17 protein-coding genes are annotated in these 20,328 nt (G+C 55.7%); 13 read left to right on the forward strand and 4 right to left on the reverse strand.

Features of this window, described 5'->3' with window-relative positions; translation table 11 throughout:
* Positions 1 to 58 precede the first annotated feature (58 nt).
* The 9 genes from SH661x_RS13915 (at position 59) to SH661x_RS13955 (ending at position 10,938) form a co-directional block, all read left to right on the forward strand.
* On the forward strand, positions 59 to 2,224 hold the full coding sequence (locus SH661x_RS13915) for an alpha/beta hydrolase family protein (protein WP_437222449.1): 2,166 nt from the start codon (positions 59 to 61) through the stop codon (positions 2,222 to 2,224).
* 389 nt (positions 2,225 to 2,613) lie between these two features.
* Positions 2,614 to 3,795 carry a UxaA family hydrolase gene (locus SH661x_RS13920; RefSeq protein WP_437222452.1) on the forward strand — a complete coding sequence of 394 codons (1,182 nt, stop codon included), beginning with the start codon at positions 2,614 to 2,616 and terminating at the stop codon, positions 3,793 to 3,795.
* Positions 3,788 to 4,570 (forward strand): SDR family NAD(P)-dependent oxidoreductase, encoded by a 783-nt coding sequence (locus tag SH661x_RS13925; RefSeq protein ID WP_437222454.1) that lies wholly within the window; start codon positions 3,788 to 3,790, stop codon positions 4,568 to 4,570. Before SH661x_RS13920 ends, SH661x_RS13925 begins: the two co-directional genes overlap by 8 nt.
* Before the next feature lie 198 nt (positions 4,571 to 4,768).
* Complete coding sequence (locus SH661x_RS13930) at positions 4,769 to 5,779, forward strand: DUF1559 family PulG-like putative transporter (RefSeq protein ID WP_437222456.1); 1,011 nt, start codon at positions 4,769 to 4,771, stop codon at positions 5,777 to 5,779.
* Positions 5,780 to 5,883: 104 nt separating this feature from the next.
* Complete coding sequence (locus SH661x_RS13935; RefSeq protein WP_437222458.1) at positions 5,884 to 6,330, forward strand: hypothetical protein; 447 nt, start codon at positions 5,884 to 5,886, stop codon at positions 6,328 to 6,330.
* 81 nt (positions 6,331 to 6,411) lie between these two features.
* A complete protein-coding gene (locus SH661x_RS13940; protein WP_437222460.1) occupies positions 6,412 to 7,356 on the forward strand; it encodes a fatty acid desaturase in 945 nt (314 codons plus the stop codon).
* Between the two features lie 69 nt (positions 7,357 to 7,425).
* Complete coding sequence (locus SH661x_RS13945) at positions 7,426 to 8,451, forward strand: alpha/beta fold hydrolase (RefSeq protein WP_437222462.1); 1,026 nt, start codon at positions 7,426 to 7,428, stop codon at positions 8,449 to 8,451.
* A gap of 32 nt (positions 8,452 to 8,483) precedes the next feature.
* A complete protein-coding gene (gene glnT / locus SH661x_RS13950) occupies positions 8,484 to 9,785 on the forward strand; it encodes a type III glutamate--ammonia ligase (RefSeq protein ID WP_437222464.1) in 1,302 nt (433 codons plus the stop codon).
* Between the two features lie 310 nt (positions 9,786 to 10,095).
* Positions 10,096 to 10,938 carry an IS110 family transposase gene (locus tag SH661x_RS13955; RefSeq protein ID WP_437222466.1) on the forward strand — a complete coding sequence of 281 codons (843 nt, stop codon included), beginning with the start codon at positions 10,096 to 10,098 and terminating at the stop codon, positions 10,936 to 10,938.
* 422 nt (positions 10,939 to 11,360) lie between these two features.
* Here the strand turns inward: SH661x_RS13955 and SH661x_RS13960 are convergent, their stop codons facing one another.
* Positions 11,361 to 12,254 carry a DUF2254 domain-containing protein gene (locus SH661x_RS13960; protein WP_437231203.1) on the reverse strand — a complete coding sequence of 298 codons (894 nt, stop codon included), beginning with the start codon at positions 12,252 to 12,254 and terminating at the stop codon, positions 11,361 to 11,363.
* Positions 12,255 to 12,296: 42 nt separating this feature from the next.
* Between SH661x_RS13960 and SH661x_RS13965 the strand changes: the two genes are divergently transcribed.
* Together SH661x_RS13965 and SH661x_RS13970 are read left to right on the forward strand one after the other, a co-directional pair.
* The gene (locus SH661x_RS13965) at positions 12,297 to 13,364 is read left to right on the forward strand and encodes an IS110 family transposase (RefSeq protein WP_437222110.1); all 1,068 of its coding nucleotides are present in this window, start codon (positions 12,297 to 12,299) and stop codon (positions 13,362 to 13,364) included.
* A gap of 909 nt (positions 13,365 to 14,273) precedes the next feature.
* Positions 14,274 to 14,801, forward strand: coding sequence for a hypothetical protein (locus SH661x_RS13970; RefSeq protein ID WP_437222469.1), 528 nt, complete (start codon positions 14,274 to 14,276; stop codon positions 14,799 to 14,801).
* 14 nt (positions 14,802 to 14,815) lie between these two features.
* On the opposite strand, the gene SH661x_RS13975 is transcribed toward SH661x_RS13970, so the two are convergent.
* Positions 14,816 to 15,040: a hypothetical protein gene (locus SH661x_RS13975; protein ID WP_437222472.1), complete on the reverse strand. Its 225-nt coding sequence runs from the start codon at positions 15,038 to 15,040 to the stop codon at positions 14,816 to 14,818.
* 210 nt (positions 15,041 to 15,250) lie between these two features.
* Here SH661x_RS13975 and ltrA point away from each other — a divergent pair, with 210 nt between their 5' ends.
* Positions 15,251 to 16,624 carry a group II intron reverse transcriptase/maturase gene (ltrA, locus tag SH661x_RS13980; protein ID WP_437222474.1) on the forward strand — a complete coding sequence of 458 codons (1,374 nt, stop codon included), beginning with the start codon at positions 15,251 to 15,253 and terminating at the stop codon, positions 16,622 to 16,624.
* Positions 16,625 to 17,127: 503 nt separating this feature from the next.
* Here the strand turns inward: ltrA and SH661x_RS13985 are convergent.
* Positions 17,128 to 19,167, reverse strand: a complete 2,040-nt coding sequence (locus SH661x_RS13985) for a recombinase family protein (protein WP_437222476.1) — start codon at positions 19,165 to 19,167, stop codon at positions 17,128 to 17,130.
* Positions 19,168 to 19,185: 18 nt separating this feature from the next.
* Positions 19,186 to 19,518 (reverse strand): hypothetical protein, encoded by a 333-nt coding sequence (locus SH661x_RS13990; protein WP_437222479.1) that lies wholly within the window; start codon positions 19,516 to 19,518, stop codon positions 19,186 to 19,188.
* A 527-nt stretch (positions 19,519 to 20,045) separates the two neighbouring features.
* Between SH661x_RS13990 and SH661x_RS13995 the strand changes: the two genes are divergently transcribed.
* Positions 20,046 to 20,240: a hypothetical protein gene (locus SH661x_RS13995; protein WP_437222482.1), complete on the forward strand. Its 195-nt coding sequence runs from the start codon at positions 20,046 to 20,048 to the stop codon at positions 20,238 to 20,240.
* Positions 20,241 to 20,328 lie beyond the last annotated feature (88 nt).

Below are 20,328 nucleotides of genomic sequence, written 5' to 3' on the forward strand. Positions count from 1 at the left end.
CACCAAGTCGGCGAATTGGCGAAAGAGTCATTGTGAGCGTCATCATTCAGGAGTGAGTGTGCGTACCGGCTTGCTATTACTGATCGCTGTCGCGGTGATGGAAGGAGCACACACTGCGTGCGCGCAGCCCCCTGCAGCCTGGATGGCAGAGCCGATTCTGCTGCCGCAAGCCCGCAGCAGCCAGATGTATGCTTACGTGAACGCAAATATTCCGCCGTTGCCGGAATTTGAGACGCTTGATGAGTGGCAACGCTATCGTGCTGAAACGAAAGCCCGCATTCTCCGCTTGCTGGGGATTGATGACATTCTGGAGAACCACCGGCTGCGGGTGATGAGTCGGGGTCACCTGGATCGGGAAGACTGCACGATCGAAAAGATCTGCTACGAAAGCTATCCCGGAATGTGGGTCTCGGCCGTTGTCTGGGTCCCTAAAGGGTTGTCCGGAACAGCACCGGCAATCGTCAGCATTTCCGGACATACATATATCGACAGTAAAGCGGCAGATTATGTCCAGGCCAGGGCGGAAAATCTGGTTCGACGTGGATTTATCGTCTTGTCGTATGACTATTTCGGCTGCTTCGAGCGAGACCGCCTGGATGCAGCGGGGAAGGGGCTCGCTGCGGCGCAAGATCACATTCACTCCTTGTTTTCCTATACGCGGCGGACACCCACCGGCATCGAAGTTCTGGATGGCATCCGCGCAGTGGATTACCTGCTGTCGCGTCCCGACGTCGATCCGACACGCATCGCTTTTACGGGAGAGTCGGGAGGAGGCAACAGCACCTACTGGGTGGCGGCTCTGGACGAACGCGTTTCCTTAGCTGTGTCGGTTTCAGCGGGAGGCAGCTATGAGCAATGGATCAAGAACGACTTGAATTACGACTGGCATCAGCGTCCGCCGGGGCTCCGCGCCTTTGCCGATATCGGCACGCTCTATGCCATGACAGCCCCTCGTCCGCTGCTCATCGTGAACGGAACGCCGGAACTGGCGGAGTTCGCCCAGACCGATGCCCACAGATCCTATGAATATGCCAAACGGATTTATGCCCTCTATGGTCGGGAAAAGGCGATTGCTTTTGAGACTTCCAGCACTGGCCATGGCTATCAGGCGGACAAGCGGATTCTGCTCTATGACTGGCTGAATCAGTGGTTTTTCCAAGGCAAGATTCCTCTGGGAATCATCGACCTTCCCTCGCAGCCGGAGCCCGTCCAGAACTTGCGAGTCGGCCTGCCCGAGGAAAATCTATCCATCCCGGCATTGGCCGAGCGTTGGCTCGCGGAGGCAAATCCCGAAGTTCCGCTACCGACGAGTACGAATCAAGCACGGCAGTGGCAACAGCAGGCTCGCCTTGGGCTCGAAGTGTTATTGCACTGGCAATCTCCTGAGTCTTCCCCTGATGTGGTAGATACATACCACTCTAACGGAGCCGCAAATCGGTATGACGAAGCAGGCTACCACGCCGAGCGGCTCTTGTTCGAAGTGGATGGCGATCTGCAGATCCCCGGTGTTTTTGTGCGTCCGGTCGAAGAGAAGAAGTTCAAGACCGTGATCCTGCTGGACCGCCGCCGGGCAGCGAACCAGGAAGCAATTCCGTTGTTGGCCGCCGGATATGCAGTACTGTTACTGGATGTGCGCGGAACCGGCGAGATGGAATGGGGAGGAGGGCGAACGTCCAACTGGGCGAATTTCGTCGGCCGTCCCGCCATCGGACAATGGGCTGAAGATATCTCCCAGGTAACCACGTACTTGCTCTCACGCTCCGACGTTTCGCATGTCGCTGTCTCCGGGCGCGGGCTCTTCGGGAAAGCGGCGCTCTACGCTTCCGCATTGGATGAACGGATCTCCGCTGTGGCGGTGACACTTGATACTGTTTCTTATCGAGCTGAAGCCATTAGCGGGCTGACCAACATTTATGCGGACGTCCCACGCATTCTGGAATGGGGTGATACTCCTCAGCTGGCTGCTTTAGTGGCTCCGAGGCCGTTGGCGATTTTCGGATCTGGGGTTCCGGTCTCAGATAACGGCGAACAGATAAGCTATTTCTCACCACTTCCCCGATGGAAAACCAGTGAAGCCCAGGTCGATGAATCCAAACTCACCGAAGAATTTGACTGGACAACGAAATTCTACGGAATCTTTCAAGCTGCCATCCGGTTTCAAACTGGATGCCGAAATCCTTCCGTTGAGAAAGAACTCGTCTCTTGGATGAAGCAGAATTTTTAGATCGCAGTTCACCACCGGAGTGTTGAATTACGTCCGCGTTTTTTTTCAGAGACACTTGGAATCCGTTGTCATGCTATTAATTAGGTGCCAGTCATGAACGGGAAAGCACTGCAAATTCACGCCAGCGATAACATTGCTGTCGCACTGACTGAAATAGATCGTGGCGGAGTTGTCGAGACCTTTGGACCGAAGTCCAGAGCATTGGTGACCGCCGTCCAACCGATTCCGTTTGCTCACAAAATTGCCCTTGATTCGATTCCCTGTGGAGCGGCGATTTTGAAATATGGCGTTCCCATTGCCGTGGCGACCACTGAAATCAGCTGCGGTGAGTGGGTGCATGTTCATAACGCCGTCTCTCCCCTTTCACAGACCAGGCATGAGGTGGGACAATGAACGAAATCTGGGGGTATCAGCGGACGGTCGGCCCGCCGGGGATTCGTAATCACATCGTCTGTATTCATACGGTCGAATGTGCTTCTTTTGTTTCCCAGCGGATTGCCGCGATCGATTCTCGGGTTCAGTCGCTCGGATTTCCCGGATGCTATTCGAACAGCTATGCCTCCCGGCTGATGGCAGCCCTGGGGGGCCACCCGAATGTCGGCGCGGTCCTGCTTGTCAGCCTCGGCTGTGAGGGAACCAATGCCGGGGAACTGGCAGAGGAGATCCGAAAGCAAGGGCGACCAGTTGAGGTCCTCAAGATCCAGGAACATGGAGGAACTGAATCTTCGATTCTTCGCGGGCACGAAATTGTGAAAAGATTGATCGCGGAATTGGAGTCCATACCCCGGGTCCGGATGACGATGGCCGACCTTGTTGTCGGAACGGAATGCGGCGGGTCAGATGCGACATCTGGAATCGCCGCCAATCCGGCCGTCGGTACAGCTTTTGATCGCCTGGTCGATGCCGGAGCAACCGTGCTGATTGAAGAGACGTTAGAGATGATCGGCTGCAGTTCGATCATCGCCTCACGGGCTGCGAATCCCCAAGTGGCCCGGCAACTTGCCCTTGCCATTGATAAGGCGGAACGCTTTTCCCTCAAAGCGGAACAGGTCTCAATTGCCCCCGGCAATCACCGCGGAGGGCTGACGACCATCGAAGAAAAATCAATGGGAGCCTTTGCGAAGTGTGGAACGCGCCCGATTTCTGGCGTGGTAAAAGTTGCGGAATCTCCTCCAGGCAAAGGTCTCTATGTCCTGGATTCGGTTCCGGATGAATCTTCGTTTTCATTTGGCTACAGCAACCCGAACGATTCGGAAGGAATTCTCGATCTGATCTCCTGTGGCGCGCATCTCGTGGTGTTCACCACCGGTCGAGGCAGTGTGATCGGCAGCGTGATTGCGCCAGTGCTGAAGGTGTGCGGAAATCCCCAGACATTTCGTCACATGCGCGATGATTTGGACATTAATGCCGGTCGAATCATTCACGGAGAAGCGTCCGTCCAAGAAATCGGAGATGAGATTTTCGCGGAAATCGGCGCTGTTGCAGGAGGACGCTTAACGCAAGCCGAAAGGTTGGGACACGAGGAGTACCATATCCCTTACAAGTTTCAGGAGCTGTGTTCCTATGCCTGACAATATCCTGTCAGAACTGTTCTCGCTGGCGAATCGCAAGGCCGTCATCATTGGCGGGACCAGTGGAATTGGACAGGCGATCGCGCTGGCTTTTGCCCGCGCAGGAGCGGACGTCGCCGCTGTCTCACGCAGCCGCGACACAGTTCACAAAGTTGCCGGCGAAATCGAATCTCTGGGGCGCAAAACAGTTCGCGCCGTTGCGGACGTGACCGATGCCGAATCGATGAGTGCGCTGGTCGCTGCCGTCCAGTCTGGCCTGGGAGACGTCGACATCCTGGTGAATTGCGCGGGCATGCACAAACGGATTCCTTCGCTGGAGACGTCGGATACCGACTGGAATCGGATCTTTGAAGTCAATGTCTTGGGGACCTTTCGGGCCTGTCGATCGTTCGCCCCAGCAATGATGGAACGCGGGCAGGGGTGCATCATTAATATTGCCTCCCTGAGCACATTCGTCAGCCTTCACGAAACCACAGCCTATGGGGCCAGCAAGGCGGCAGTGGCAAATTTGACACGCTCACTTGCCTGTGAGTGGGCCGGTCGGGGAATCCGTGTGAACGCGATCGCCCCGGGGCTGTTTAGAACACCAATCAACGAAAAAGTGCTCACTGATACGGCTCGGGTGGAAGCCTTTCGACAACATACACCACTCATGCGGCTGGGAAATCTCAATGAATTGATCGGAGCGGCGATCTTCCTCGCATCGCCTGCCTCTTCCTTTGTGACCGGAGAAGTGATTGCAGTCGATGGCGGTTTTCTCGCGAAGGGAATCTGATCGGAATTTGCTAAGGCAGAAATCGAATTATCGAATCTGCCGTACGTATGAGTTTATAAAACACAATCTCCGTTACTGATCGCTCGCTCGGAACGGAAAAATCATTTCCTTTTTATCTCTCGGTTTCAAGATCCTCACTATGTCAAGGTGCGGGATATCTATTCTCTGTTTCTCTTTTCACCGGATCAGGAGAGTCGCATGCAACGTCAACGTTTGGGATTCACATTAATTGAATTGCTGGTAGTCATTGCCATTATCGGGGTGCTCGTGGCGCTGCTGCTCCCTGCAGTGCAGCAGGCGCGTGAGGCTGCCCGCCGGTCGCAGTGCAAAAACAACTTGAAGCAGATCGGGCTGGCCATACACAATTATCACGATACGCACTCTGTCTTCCCGTATGGGGGAAGCGCGGATCCCAATTACACGTGGGGAGGACAGAATACCGGCCATACTGTTTACAATTGGCGATCTTTTGTTTTGCCTTATGTCGATCAGGCCTCGCTGTACCAACAAATTGCTACAGAGATGCAAGCTGCGGGGCAACCAATTGCCAAAGATCAAAGTATCAATGTCCGCGACAACGCAGCCGCATACAGGGCTGCCTTCCAGGCATTGTCAGCCCAAAAGACGATTCTTTCGCTCTACCAATGTCCCAGCGACCCGAATGCATCCAAGCAGACGGCTAGCAATCCCACGAGCGGATGGTCTCCCGGCCCCAGTGCGGGAGCTACCGCCAGCTATTGGGGTTGTGCCGGTCCTGAAGCAGCGGCCGGATACGGCTGTTTGTACTGCACAGGTAGCTGCACGTGCTACCATTCGAGCCCATATGGATATGCCGGGTCTGACTTCGCAGAGGGAGCTTCCGGAATTTTTAGCTTAAGAGCTGCAAAAGTTGGCATGCGTCATGTTCTGGACGGGGCTTCCAACACCTTGTTGGTCGGCGAACAGCGAAATGGCAATCCTAACGGAAATAATCTATGGGGATTCCGCCAGTGGATGGATGCCTGGTCAGTCACCTCCACCGTTACCGGAGTCAACCGTGAAATTACCAGTGCAAATTATTATGGGCAAGGCTTTGGCAGCACGCATGTTGGAGGAGCCCATTTTGCCATGGCCGATGGCTCTGTTCGCTTCATTAGTGAGAACACATCCTTGGTCACATTCAACGCCTTGGGATCAAAAGACGCCGGAGAAGTCCTCGGGGAATATTGATTTCTGCACAAAAGTCGCTTCCCCGGCCACTTCGAAACCGATGGGAAGCGACTTCATTCTAAATTCTCATCACAAACTACTCATTATTGGGAGATTGGAAAGCCGTGAAGACTGCTCTGCATTCAAATGCGGTATCTTTGATTGTGTTATTTGGGATCGGTTTGACTTTCTCTGGATGTTTTTCAAACCCCGATCGACTCATTCCTGTATCCGGTTCGGTGAAATATGGAGGAAAGCCGTTAACGTCCGGAATTATTATCTTCACGCCAGCTGATGAATTGAACGGAACGATTGCAAGCGCGGAAATTGAAGCTGATGGATCCTTTCATCCACAGGTCTCGCATTCAAACCGCGGAATGAAGGCCGGAGAGTACCAAGTCTCCATAACTTATCTTCCTAATTTCGCGCAATTGACACCGAACCAAATGGTGCAGAAGCAAAAAGATATTCTTTCAATCCCCAAAAAATACAGCGATCCTCGGACGTCTGGCCTGAAAGTGACCATTCAGAAGAAATCCGCGAATCAATTGGAACTCGAACTTGAAGATTGATATCATTGAGGTGCCGGTGCGCTCGTCGGCATTTTTCCATTGGCAGCTGGCTTGTCTTCATTAAGTCAGCAAGGAGAACGCATGGAGTCTGTCGGAGCGCAGAAACCCGACTTGATCGACATGGGGACGTCGGGCTTGGCGGGGCGGAATGTTTTGGAGATGGGGGTGGTTCGCGCGCTCAGCAAGCGTTCGGATTTCTCCGGCCTGGTGCGGTTTGCGGTGCATCTGGGGGTGATGGGGCTGACCGGGGTGCTGGTTTATTTCGCCATGCCGCACTGGTATCTGCTCATTCCAGCCATGGTGCTGCACGGCTTTACCATCGTCACCATGTTCGCCCCCATGCATGAGTGCGTCCATCGGACTGCGTTTGACAGCCGAATTCTCAACGAGATCTGTGGCTGGATCGCCGGCCTGCTCAGCTTTTATAACTTCACATATTACCGCTACTACCACACTTGGCACCATCGCTTCACTCAGGATCCAGAGAAAGATCCGGAGTTGATGGACCCTAAGCCTCGCAACCTCTTCGAATACATCGTCGAGGTCAGCGGGGTGATGTTCTGGCTGCCGCGCCCCTGGTTGTTCCTGAAGCTGGCCTTGGGACACACGCAGGCATTTCCGTTCATCCCCGAGAAAGGTCGCAAATCTGTCGCCCTCTCGGCCGGATTTCAACTGGCTGTCTATGTGGCGGGGATCGTGCTGATCGCAATGGGGCACTTGGAACCGTGGTTCTACTGGTTTTTTCCCGCCGTCCTGGCCCAGCCGTTTTTGCGGGCGATCACGCTCGCGGAGCATACCGGCTGCAGCCAGGATGAAAACGGTCTGACCAATACCCGCACGACCCTGACCCTCTTTCCAGTCCGGCTGTTGATGTGGAACATGCCGTTCCATACCGAGCATCACCTGTATCCTTCGATCCCCTTTTTCCGGCTTCCCGCTGCCCACCGTGAAATCAAGGAAAAGCTGACCCATCTGGCTCCCAGCTATGTCGCTGCAAATCGGGAGATTGTACGACAGCTGAAGTGAGGAGTGGGGAGGAGTTAGGGGCTAGAAGCTAAATAGTTTCCCTGGGCAATGACAAATGACTATTGATAAATGACAAATTCCTCCCCAACCGGCAGCGTTTTCACATTGCGTGACTTTACCCTGCAGTGTGGACATGTCCTGCCGGACACCCGCCTGGTGTATCAGACCTATGGAACGCTCAATTCCCAGCGGTCGAACGTAATTCTGTACCCGACATCCTACGCGGCCCAGCATCCTGACATCGAATGGCTGATCGGCCCGGAGAGGGTCCTCGATCCGACTCGCTATTTCATCATCATTCCGAACATGTTTGGCAACGGGTTTTCGACTTCACCCAGCAATCAACCTGAGCTGTTCAACGGATCAGAACGACCCGTGTTTACCCATCTCGATAACGTGGCAGCTCAGTACCGTCTGCTGCAGGAGCAGTTCGGCATCGAACAGCTGGCATTAATTTACGGCTGGTCGATGGGGGGACAGCAAGCACTACACTGGGGAGCTTTGTTTCCAGAACGCGTGCAACGGATCGCTGCGGTCTGCACCTCTGCGAAGACGACTCCGCACAATCACGTATTTCTAGAAGGCCTCAAGGGAGCCCTCACCGCCGACCCCGCCTGGAACGGCGCGCACTTCACCAGCAAACCGGAGCGTGGGCTGCGGGCCTTTGCCCGGATCTATGCGGGCTGGGCTCTTTCACAGGCTTTTTATCGAGAGCGACGTTATCTCGAACTGGAATATGCATCGCTCGAAGATTTTTTGCTGCGTGATTGGGAAGCCAGTTTTCTGCGCCGAGATGCTGCCAACCTGCTCTCAATGATCGAGACGTGGCAGCGGTCAGACATCAGCGATAACAACATTTTTCGTGGCAATCTCCAGGCTGCGCTGGGGGCCATTCAGGCGAAGACCTTCCTGATGCCGGCCAGCACCGATCTGTACTTCACGCCCGAAGACAGCTTGGCGGAACTGCGGCACTTGCCACATGCCGAGTGTCGGCCGATCCCCTCGATCTGGGGTCATCGCGCCGGCAACCCTTTCAAAAGTCCTGACGACGAAAAATTCCTGCGTACTGCTATTGCCGAGTTGCTCAGCGCTTGAGCCACCCGGAGAATCCTGCGTCCTGAGAACTCATGTCCCTGCAACAGCAAGCCGAGAAACTCGGCATCCGCTATTTCCTTGTTTCGTATTCAGATCTGTTCGGAACCTCGCGGGCCAAGCTGGTACCGGCTGCCGCGATCGATGCGATGTGCGAAAAAGGTGCGGGGTTCGCCGGGTTCGCCACCTGGCTCGATCTGACTCCCGCCGATCCGGACTTGTTCGCCATTCCGGACCCAGCCAGCTTGACACAGCTCCCCTGGAAGCCGGAGATCGGCTGGCTGGCAGCGGATTTGTGGATGAATGACAAGCCGTTGCCTCAATCTCCACGGCAGGTGCTGAAACGGTCTTTGGCGAAAGCGGCCGAGCGGGGCTACGAGCTGCGGACCGGAGTCGAATGCGAGTTCTTTCTGCTCACACCCGATGGCCTCTCTCCCGCCGATCTTCGTGACACCCAGGCCAAACCCTGCTATGACCAGCAGGCGCTCACCCGGCGGTATGATCTGATCTCCGAAATCTGCGATGCCTTGCAGGTGTTGGGCTGGGAGCCGTACCAGAACGATCACGAGGATGCCAACGGGCAGTTTGAAATCAACTGGAAATATGAGGAAGCGCTGCGGACCGCCGACCAGCAGACGTTCTTCAAGTTCATGGTCAAAACCTTGGCCGAGAAGCACGGGCTGCGGGCGACGTTCATGCCCAAGCCGTTCTCTCAACTGACCGGCAATGGCTGCCATATCCATGTCTCGATGTGGGACCGTGAACGGCACGTGAACCTTTTTGACAACGCTGAGGATGGACTGGGACTGACTCCGCTGGCTTATGAGTTCATCGGCGGGGTGCTGCACTCGGCTGAGGCGCTCTGCGCAGTACTCAATCCGACCGTAAATTCATATCGCCGCATCCGCGCAGCGGTGACGTCTTCGGGAGCCACTTGGTCCCCTAACACGATCACTTATGGCGGCAACAACCGCACGCATATGATCCGTATTCCGGACTCCGGGCGGTTTGAACTGCGGCTCCCCGACTGCGCTGCGAACCCTTATCTAATGACGTCAGCAATCCTGGAAGCGGGGCTGGACGGCATCCAGCACCACCGCCACCCTGGTCCTCCGCTGGATGTCAACGTCTATCAGAATCAGACCCGTGCGGACGATCTGAAGCACTTGCCGGACAACCTGCTGGATGCACTGCGAGCACTGGAATCCAGCCCTGTGCTGATCAATGGCATGGGAGAAGAGTTCGTGGCCGCATACCTGAAACTACAGCGATCTCAATGGCAAGACTTCGCCAGCCACGTCTCCAGCTGGGAAACATTGCATACGCTCGACTGCTGATTATGGAAAACTTAAACGGCTCATCCGGTGAATTGGGGTGTTGTCATTCTCCGAGAATTTCGAATCGGGTTGTAAGTAGCGACAGGATGCAAACCTGGAACAGTTCCCGGTCTCGGTCGCCATACGCTCGTCTCTGCAGCGGCTTGATCTTGCTGTTCACCCTGACTTCAAAAATAGCTCTCCAGAAGGACCGAAGTGCTGTTCAACGGATGTGCAACCCTTTGATATCGATGAAAGAGTAATTGCGATTGGGAGCGGAATTTCCCAGTGTGGAAGTTTCCCAACCCTTTTCTCACAGGAGAACCGCGTCATGCTCTTTCTTGGTATCGATCAACATGCCCGTCAATTGACTGTCTCACTTCGTGACCAGCAGGGTGATGTCCTGCTGGCCCGTCAGGTGTCTACGCAGCCCGAGAAGGTCCTGGAGTTCTTTGATCAGCTCACGCGGCGGTGTGCTCAGAGCGAGGAACAGTTCATCGCCGTGGTGGAGGTCTGCGGGTTCAATGACTGGCTGATTCGCATGCTGCGGGACTACCGCTGTCACAAGGTGATCCTCATCCAGCCGGAAGAACGTAAACGCTGTAAGACGGATCGGCGTGATGCAGCGGCCCTGAGTGAACTCCTGTGGGTGAACCGGGATCGGTTTCTCGAAGGCAAACCCGTTCGCGGCCTCCGGCAGGTGACCATCTGCAGCACGACAGAACAGGAGAATCGCAAGCTGAGTACGCTTCGCAAAGAAGCGGGTCAGACTCAGACACAGCTGGTCAATAAGATCAAGCACATCCTCCGGCGGCACAACCTGCAATGGGAACTGCCGACCAAGACTTTTCCGACGGTGAAGGCCATCACCTGGCTCAGAGAGATTGCACTCCCCCAGATCGATCGGCTGGAGATGAACTTCCTGCTGGCTGGTCTGCAGCAGATTCAGGAGAGACTGCTGGAGCTGGAGAAGCTCATTGCTCAACGTGGTCGTGACAACCCGAATGCCCAACTGCTCAAGACCATGCCGGGGATTGGTGCGTTCACTCGCCGGGGACATTTGCCACCAGTGGGCGACGAACCGGAGGAGTTCGAGACGCTCTGCCTCGACGGGATCGAAGTGAAATCGTTCGTTGACGGGCTTGTCAGAAGCTTCGAGCGTAAAGCAGGCTGAAGCTGCGGAGTTCTCATCGCTTTTTGCTAAAGCGAATTGGCAACGGATTCAAAGCTTGGAGTTTCGGTCCGCTCGTAGTAACTCTGCGTGATCGATCAGTGTTAAATGGACACGGAGGGGCAACTTGATTCCGACTCGCTCAATTTTCGGATCCGACTTTTCGTTGAAACGCTTTTGGAGTCAACGTCTTTTGTCAAATACATCAATTGGACAGCGCGAGCTCACGCAGTTAAACGGCGTCGTCTGATGGTGAATTGATCTAAAACTGTGCTGGTTCCTGTGCAATGCAGGCCGATGAGGCCAGTCGAAGTCGACACAATCATTTCGCAGCTGTAAACACCTAGCAACTCCCGTAATTAATCCATTCAACGGATCCTGGTTGTTGCGAGCTTCCTCCCCCTGAACCAAACAGTCCATCTGCCTTAAGAGATTTCCTGCTTTTCTTCTGAGGCAGACGCGTGCTCACGGCATGGAGCATCGAGAACCTTGAACAGGCATACCGACGCGGCCTTAACGCCCTCGCCATCTTGCGGCGATGGAATCGTGCTTAGAGCGACGTCCGAGATCAAGTCCGCTTGATACCGCAACATCGTCATTCGCCGGACGCTCACCGTTTGGCCAGCGATGGTCTCCAATGCCTGAAGCTGTCGCGTGAGGACAGCGACGTTGCCGCCAGCGTTCTGCCGGATCTGGTCGAATGCTTCGGCCAACAGGTTCTTAAAGCTTGGGCCGCGGGCGATGACACGCAATTCACCCTGGTCAAAGCGGTGGGGATTCGAAATCCGACGGACCGCGAGCTGGGCGAGGATTGCCCCCAGGTAGTCTACACACATCACAGCGGTCGTCGTGTCGTTGATTCCCGGCGACAGCGCTTTCATGGCGATGTCAACAATTTGTCGGATGCCGAAAGCGGCATCTTGCTGAACAGTGCGATGGCGGCCGATGACATAGATCTCGTTCAGCTCGGTCGCCAGATCCTCGTCCAAAACGTCCGAACCGGCAACAGACACCAGAGGGCTGCCTTTGACGACGAACTCGCCGATGCCGCGTTCCATTCGCAAAATTGTCCCATGCGCTCGGGCCAAAGCCAACAGCGAGTCCTCGTCGATACTTTCGATGTAACCGGTCTTTTGTGCCTTGACGGTTGACCAAGTCTGCTCTCCGAGACCCGTCTCCGGGATCCCATCCAAGTCTTCATCGAAGTTTTCCTCCAGTTCTTTGGGAAACAAGTGATCGATCGCCGCGATTGTCTCTTGTGCTGCCGCCCCTTTGATATCGATGAAAGAGTAATTGCGATTGGGAGCGGAATTTCCCAGTGTGGAAGTTTCCCAACCCTTTTCTCACAGGAGAACCGCGTCATGCTCTTTCTTGGTATCGATCAACATGCCCGTCAATTGACTGTCTCACTTCGTGACCAGCAGGGTGATGTCCTGCTGGCCCGTCAGGTGTCTACGCAGCCCGAGAAGGTCCTGGAGTTCTTTGATCAGCTCACGCGGCGGTGTGCTCAGAGCGAGGAACAGTTCATCGCCGTGGTGGAGGTCTGCGGGTTCAATGACTGGCTGATTCGCATGCTGCGGGACTACCGCTGTCACAAGGTGATCCTCATCCAGCCGGAAGAACGTAAACGCTGTAAGACGGATCGGCGTGATGCAGCGGCCCTGAGTGAACTCCTGTGGGTGAACCGGGATCGGTTTCTCGAAGGCAAACCCGTTCGCGGCCTCCGGCAGGTGACCATCTGCAGCACGACAGAACAGGAGAATCGCAAGCTGAGTACGCTTCGCAAAGAAGCGGGTCAGACTCAGACACAGCTGGTCAATAAGATCAAGCACATCCTCCGGCGGCACAACCTGCAATGGGAACTGCCGACCAAGACTTTTCCGACGGTGAAGGCCATCACTTGGCTCAGAGAGATTGCACTTCCCCAGATCGACCGGCTGGAGATGAACTTCCTCCTGGCGGATCTCAAGCAGATTCAGGAGAGACTGCTGGAGTTGGAGAAGCTGATCGCCCAGCGGGGTCGTGACAACCCGAATGCCCAGCTTCTGAAGTCCATGCCGGGAATCGGTGCGTTCACAGCGATCTCGCTGGCTGCCGGGATCGGTGATGTGAAACGATTTCCCCGAGCCAGAAGCCTGGCGAACTACTGGGGACTGACTCCCGGCTGTCGCAACAGCGGCGAGAACAACCAGCGGCTGGGGAGGATCACCAAAGCCGGCAACAACACGGCCCGATGGCTGCTGGCCCAGGTGACGTATCAGGTGCTCCGCAAGGATGGTCGGCTGCGGGAATGGTACAAGAAGATCAAGAGGCGACGGGGGAGCGGGGTAGCTCGAGTCGCGGTCATGCGGAAGCTGGCCACGGTCATCTGGCACATCCTCAGCAAACAGCAGAGTTACTTTGAGTGCCGGGCCATCGCAGCAGCCTGAAGTCTTCAGCAGTGAATCAGCATTCATCACCATTTTGACCAAGGAGACCCATCAAAAAACCTTCACCCGGTTGTTCGATCCAGGTGAGTCAATTCACCTGAGATCCCTCCCGATCAGTCCAGCTCGCACGGAACCGTGGATGTCGCTGCTGAACATGAAAAGGTACAGCAGAAGGACACGTCCCTTTGAATGGAGCAGACTCTTCAGAGAGGAATTCGCATCTCGATAATTCCGCGTCTGCTGATCACAGCAGAGCGATCCCTGAGAATCAGGGCTCGTGCCTCGCGAAGGAATGTGTGGGGAGCAATCGCGTTTGAAAAGAACGATTGCAACATCCCGTAGCAACGACAACCGGTGAGATGATCATTAACAACAACACGCAACCCAGTCCACACACCATGAACTTCAAAACAAAGCCCGGAACTTTGCGGATCGCACTACAGACCCGCACCAGGAAATCTCTTTCCCGCTTGACAATCTCTTTCAGGAACGGTTCCGTAGGACGATCGCCAGAAATCCTGCAACACACTGTCTTTAATCATGTTGCGACGATAACCGCTTGTGGAGCAATTGCTTAAAACCGACCGTGAGTTTGTCGAGTTTGCCCGTAGTTTGTCGGCGTGTGGGTTGATAAAGGTACATCCGTGTGAATTTCACATGACGTAAGTTGGAATTCGGCCTCCGTATCTCACTCACAACTCTCGCTCTTGCCGAACGATCCCTCTGGCTCCTCGATCTGAGGGTTTAAACCCCATCGCTTTCTGCCGCTTTTCGGACCTGTACCAGCGTCTGATCGGGGCCTGGAAAATCCAGTTTTCAAGGCCTCGTTTTGACTCCCGGAATCAGGTCAAGGTGCTGTACAAGGGATGTGCAACACCGTTCCTAATTACCGATTGCGACAATAATCGAATGTCCCTGATTTTTCATCCACTGCTTGCTCTGATTGCCTCCGCCACCGACCGGGAACTGGCCAAGTACATCCAGTTCCTGAAAGAGGAAAACAAGATCCTGCGGGCGAGGGTTCCAGGTGTGATCCATACACGCCCCGAGGAGCGAGAGCGGCTCCTCAAGTTTGGCAAAGCCATCGGTCGGGCCATTGAAGAACTCCTGACCATCGTGTCCCCCTCGACGTTCTATCGCTGGCTGCGAGACGAACACGGAACTGCGAAACGGAAGAAGAACCCCAAAGGTGGCCAGCGAAAGCCTAAAGAGATTCGGGAATTAGTTTTGCAAATCGCTGCGGTCACTGGGTTCGGGTACACGCGGATCATCGGAGAATTAAGAAAGCTCGGTATCAAGAAGATCAGCCGGCAGACAGTGAGGAACATCCTGAAGGAAGAGGGGATCCAACCAGGCCCCAACAGGACTTCCGATTCGTGGACCAACTTCCTGGAACGCCACAAGGAGACGCTCTGGGCCTGTGACTGTGCGCCATGACAAGGTGTGAGTTTTCAGCGGGTGCAATTCCCGCCCGGCAACTGGTCGCTCCAGCCGGTAGCAATCGGAGCGGCGGTGGAGGTAACAAAACCGTCGAAGCCTTCGATGTAAAGGGTCGCATTGGCGATCCCGCGAGCATTCAGGCCGTAACGTAAGTGAACACCGAGCAAGCCTCGAAAACCACAATGCGGAAGCCGACCCGCCAGTCGCACGGGGAAGGCCGCTGACATGGAATCCATGAGCGATTTTGATTCCATGTTTCCGCCGGGGTAAGGGTGACGGCATGTCTGCACAAGGAAATTTCACGCAACATGGGAAGCCCCAGCGGTGAGGGAGAGGCCCTCAACTGGTAACCCGTGAGGGACAGACCGGTCCGTCTGGGGTGACGGAGAGGCTCGTAGTACCGCTGAAGCCGGGTAATGCTGGTGGAGGGAAGGAGCCTTGGTTCAATGGGTAACGATGAACGCGGCGAGAGCCGGGAGATTGGTGTGAACCTGATAACTCCCCCCTGTACGGTTCGGAAGTTGCAACAAGCGTTACATTCCAAAGCCAACAGATCGCCTGACTGCCGATTCTATCTGCTGTACGACAAGGTGTATCGAAGAGATGTGCTCGCGATGGCCTATGAACGCTGCCGTGCCAACGGTGGCGCTCCCGGCATCGACGGACAGACCTTCGAGAACATCGAACTCTACGGTCGAGAACGGTGGTTGGACGAATTGGCGGAAACTCTGCGGACGAAGACTTATCGTCCCCGGGCCGTTCGCCGGGTGTATATCCCCAAGGCGGACGGGAAGCAGCGGCCTCTGGGCATTCCCACGATCACCGATCGTGTGGTGCAGATGGCGGTGGTGCTGGTCTTGGAGCCGATCTTCGAGACGGACCTGCAGCCGGAGCAGTATGCCTATCGGGCCGGACGCAGCGCCCTGGACGCCGTTCAGCATGTCCATCGACTGCTGAAAAGCGGGCATTGCCAAGTGGTGGATGCGGATCTGAGCGGATACTTCGACAGTATCCCGCACGCCGACCTGATGAAGTCCGTAGCCCGTCGCGTCAGCGACCGGCACCTGCTGCACCTGATCAAGGCGTGGCTGGAAATGCCGGTCGAGGAACTCACCCTTCGGGGTAAGCGACGGCGTACAACGGAGAATCGGGATCGTGGGCGGGGGACGCCGCAAGGTGCTCCGATCTCGCCATTACTGGCCAATGTGTACATGCGTCGCTTCATTCTGGGGTGGAAGGTTCTCGGACACGAACAGCGTCTGCGAGCGCACATCGTCAATTATGCTGATGACTTCGTGATCTGCTGTCGCGGCACGGCCGATGAGGCCATGACCGCGATGCGGTCGATCATGGAGAAGCTGAAATTGACGGTGAACGAAACGAAGACACACATCTGCCGCCTGCCTGAGGAGACATTTGACTTCCTCGGGTATACGTTCGGCCGGTTTTACTCGACCCGCAACGGCCGGGCCTATCTGGGCCTCCGTCCGTCAAAGAAGTCGGTAAAACGTATCTGTCGAACGATCTCAGATCTCACCGGCTGCCAGCGAACGCTCATCAGCGCAGACAGAACCGTGGAACTGCTCAACCGCACCCTTCGTGGCTGGGCGAACTACTTCAGTCTGCGACTGGGTCCCCTGACCAGAGCGTACGATGTCGTCGATGCGCATACGAGACGGCGGCTCCGCCAATGGCTGCGTCGGAAGCATCGGGAACGGACCTGCGGAAATGGCCGCTATTCGCGAGAGTACCTTTATCAGGAACTCAAGCTCCTCGAACTCCGTCCCAACCGACACCGCTTCTGGAAAGCGACCGAGTGAATCCATAGTCCGAGAGCCGGATGCGGGAGACCTGCATGTCCGGTTCGATGAGCGGGGTGTGGAAACGGAGCATGGTGGGGATACTGAGGCACCGGCAACCGAAAGGGCCGGAAACAGATAGGCCCCACCTCAACCACCGCGCCATACCTCGACTCTACTTTTCAGCGTGAAGACCGTCACTAGAAGAGGCTTAAGGGAGATGTATGTGCTGGTCTGGCTGTGCTTCTCAACCAGGGAAGTGATTGCGTCAGCATCAACGGAGCACCCGACCTCGGCTTGGGTGAGTGAACAGGCCCGAAAGTTCATTGATGAAACGGCAGGGCGGGAACATAAGCCTGACATCGTCATGCACGACCGGGATACCAAATTCAGTAGAGAGTTCACGGAAACGCTGAAGGCACATGGTCTCCGCACGAACAAACTTCCGAAGCGAAGCCCCAATCTGAATGGACGCTGTGAAAAGTTCATCGGCACAATCAACGATGTGGCATGTTGATGCCCTTTCAAAATGAGATGGAATCGACTTTCCCGGCGAGGAACAGCTCGAGTTTCCGGATCGTCTGGGGTGTGTCCGGGAACAGGTATGCTTTGTAGGTGGCATGCTTTTTCATTTTGATCGTCCCGTTACGGATGCGGTCATAAATCCAATGTGGACGAATTTTCAGACGCTGGGCCAGTTGGTAGGGGCGGAGATAGCCGGGGACGATGTGTGGCTGGCAGAGTTTTTCCTGATGAAAGATGCCGTTGAGCTTTCTCAGGCGAGTCACTGTGGAGGGGAGGACGACATGGCTGCGGGGAGAGCGATGGCCTGATTGCGTCAGGGAGGTTGCGATCTGCTTGTCCGTTTTCCCTTGCCGGGCCATGGTGACAATGATCTGCCGGATCTCCTCGAAATTGCTGAGTTGCTCGAAGCGACCCACCGTGGTGGGGATTGTCACCTCGGTCACATCTCCGCCACGCCAGACGACACGGATTCCCACCTGGTCATTGTTCCGCTTCAGGACCACCTTCTCGATCAGGCTGCGGAGCAGAGATTTTTTCTGTGACCAGGAAAGCAGTGGCTCCTGCCAGAGTTCCGGGAGCCGTGGCCCGATCTGTTTGAACATCTCCAGCAGTTCAGACGGAATGGTCCAGTCTTCCTGCTTTTGTTGCTGAACCTCCAATGCCTCTTCGGCGTGCCGAAGTTCACGCAGTGCGGTCTCCCAGCGTCGCTCCAGTTCCCCGGTGACCAGTCGATTTTCCGGGTCACTGTGTCGATACTGCCGCTCCACCAGACGGGCAGCATGGCGGAGGCGTTCGATCTGCTGCCGTTGTCCCCGCAGGAACTCCTCACGACGGGAATCCGCTTCGACCAGAGGACGGTTTGACAGGTCAATATCCGCCATCGACAGGGCCTGGAAGAAGCAGTCCAGAACCTGGGCATCGACCGCATCACCCCAGACCACCTGGCAGATTGGGTCGCCCGCCGTCGAAGCCCGTTGCATGCAGGTGTAACAAGGCTTTCCTTTGTACTGCACCGTCATTTTCCGACCACAGTGGCCACAGTAGGCGATCCCCTGTAACAGAATCTTGCCATCCCGGGGGACACCTCGGGAGCTGCGTTTTCGGTATTCACTGTAGTTGTCACGGAGCATGGCACCGATCTTCTCGAAGTTCTCCCAGGAGACGTAAGCAGGATACCGGTCCTTGAGGAACACCTTCCATTGATGGGCTGCCGTCACATCCCGTCGTTTGGTCGCAACACCATTCTCATAACGAATTCGTGTCCGCCCATAGGCAAAGGCTCCCGCATAGGCGGGATTCCGCAGCACGTCGACGATCTGGGTTGTCGTCGGTTCCCGCCACTGAATCTCGCCGTAACGATCCCGCCGGGGAATTCGCAGGTTCCGGCCTTTCAAGACCCGCAGGACTTTGGGAGCGGTCCGTTGCTCCAGCATGGCCAGAAAAATCAATGTCAGTCGGTCCTGAACTTCACGATCGGGAGTTTTGATCACCTCACCCAGATCGGTCCGTTCCAGTCCGGTCGGCAACATCACCGACAGGTCGCCCCGCTTGGCTTTATTCAGGATTCCCGCAGCCAGGCGGGCCCGGATCGTATGCAGTTCCAGCTCGGAAATCTGTCCCTTCAATCCCAGCAGCAAACGTCCATTCACGGACGCCGGATCATAAACGCCGTCCCGATCGGCGATCAGGCAACTGGCCCGTCCGCACAAATCGAGCAGCTGATACCAGTGGGAACAGTTGCGGGCCAGCCGTGTCGCATCATAGGCGATCAGAATCCCGATCTGCCCCAGTGCCACCTGCGAGACCAGTTCCTGAAAGCCGACTCGTCCTTCCGTCGTCGCACCGCTACGTCCCAGGTCGGTGTCGATGACATCGATACTGGCGTCAGGCCACCCGAGATCGCGGGCCCGCTGTGTCAACGCATACTGCAATCGCAGGCTTTCCTGATTGGTCAGGACCTGCTGCGGTGTCGACTGGCGGACATAAATGGCGGCACGACGAGACAAGTGGTTGGGCAGAACCAATTCGGAAGTGTTCATTAAGCATCTCCTTGAGGATCAGGTTGATTTCCGTGACGATTTCCGCCTGGAGCGACTGCGGGAGACGCTGCCAGACTTCTTGAGGGGCGATGGACACAGCTCGTACTCCTTCACGAGGGCCAGAAATTCCCTGATGGAACTTATGGAGAGTTTCGAGCGGGGAGCCATCCGCTCCAAGACGGAAAGATTCGTCGCCTCGCGAAAGATCTTCAGCCGATGGTCCCCCTGATAGACCACGTAGACACAGGCGGAATGTGTGTCCCCTCCGGTGACCGTATGCACCGGAAACCGCCGCCCAAAGAGCGGGTGACACGGATCGGTCACCTCAACCTCTTCCAAAACTTGCCCCACTTCAGGGGCATTCAGAATGGACTTCGAAATCGGAATGCCTGTCGACGTTCATCATCTTCGGCAAGCGGCACCTAGACCATCTCGTCGCGGAGTTCGGCGACTATTACAACCGGCACCGAAGTCACATGTGCCGAGGGCATTTGCCACCGGTCAGAGAAGAACCGGAGGATGTCGAGAAGCTCAGGCTGGATGAGATCGAGGTGAAGTCATTTGTCGGTGGGTTGGTGAAAGGGTTTGAACGTATGGCGGGTTGACGTCGGCGGAGTTCTCATCGCCTTTAACCACTGCAAAAGGTCGGCGATCCAGAGCCAGGAGATTCGGTCCGCTCCTAGAGAAAGGGCGTGGTCGATCGGACCTGTAGGAACGCAGAGGGGCAACTGGATTCGGACTCGCTTAGTTCCCGGCACCGACCTCTCGTCGAAACCTCTTGGCCGTTGACGCTCTTTGGTCGATCACATCAATTGGACAGCGCGGGATTTCCCAGTGTGGGAGTTTCCAAATCCCTTTTCCCACAGGAGAACCGTAGCATGCTCTTTCTTGGTATCGATCAACATGCCCGTCAGCTCACTGTTTCACTTCGGGATAAGAGCGGGGACGTCCTGCTTGCACGTCAGGGAACTTCTCACAGCGATCCCCATCTCCTGTTTCCGGCTATGAAGTCAGCTTACGATCTCGACACTGCTGTACGATCGACAGGCATCAAAATTTATTTCCGCAATTAGAATTCGCCTCATTGTGGAGCTTCGACCTTGTCCTGACATTCTGACGGTCCTGTCTATCACTCTTCCGCCGACTTCCAGAATTCATTCA

It is taken from the genome of Planctomicrobium stercoris (assembly GCF_051465655.1).
Lineage (GTDB): Bacteria > Planctomycetota > Planctomycetia > Planctomycetales > Planctomycetaceae > Planctomicrobium.

Coding starts and splice junctions, on each gene's coding strand:
- SH661x_RS13995 (WP_437222482.1), top strand. CDS start 20,046: ATGCTCTTTCTTGGTATCGATCAACATGCCCGTCAGCTCACTGTTTCA.
- SH661x_RS13930 (WP_437222456.1), top strand. CDS start 4,769: ATGCAACGTCAACGTTTGGGATTCACATTAATTGAATTGCTGGTAGTC.
- glnT (WP_437222464.1), top strand. CDS start 8,484: ATGTCCCTGCAACAGCAAGCCGAGAAACTCGGCATCCGCTATTTCCTT.
- SH661x_RS13955 (WP_437222466.1), top strand. CDS start 10,096: ATGCTCTTTCTTGGTATCGATCAACATGCCCGTCAATTGACTGTCTCA.
- SH661x_RS13940 (WP_437222460.1), top strand. CDS start 6,412: ATGGAGTCTGTCGGAGCGCAGAAACCCGACTTGATCGACATGGGGACG.
- SH661x_RS13920 (WP_437222452.1), top strand. CDS start 2,614: ATGAACGAAATCTGGGGGTATCAGCGGACGGTCGGCCCGCCGGGGATT.
- ltrA (WP_437222474.1), top strand. CDS start 15,251: ATGGGTAACGATGAACGCGGCGAGAGCCGGGAGATTGGTGTGAACCTG.
- SH661x_RS13965 (WP_437222110.1), top strand. CDS start 12,297: ATGCTCTTTCTTGGTATCGATCAACATGCCCGTCAATTGACTGTCTCA.
- SH661x_RS13975 (WP_437222472.1), bottom strand. CDS start 15,040: ATGGATTCCATGTCAGCGGCCTTCCCCGTGCGACTGGCGGGTCGGCTT.
- SH661x_RS13945 (WP_437222462.1), top strand. CDS start 7,426: ATGACAAATTCCTCCCCAACCGGCAGCGTTTTCACATTGCGTGACTTT.
- SH661x_RS13970 (WP_437222469.1), top strand. CDS start 14,274: ATGTCCCTGATTTTTCATCCACTGCTTGCTCTGATTGCCTCCGCCACC.
- SH661x_RS13925 (WP_437222454.1), top strand. CDS start 3,788: ATGCCTGACAATATCCTGTCAGAACTGTTCTCGCTGGCGAATCGCAAG.
- SH661x_RS13985 (WP_437222476.1), bottom strand. CDS start 19,167: ATGAACACTTCCGAATTGGTTCTGCCCAACCACTTGTCTCGTCGTGCC.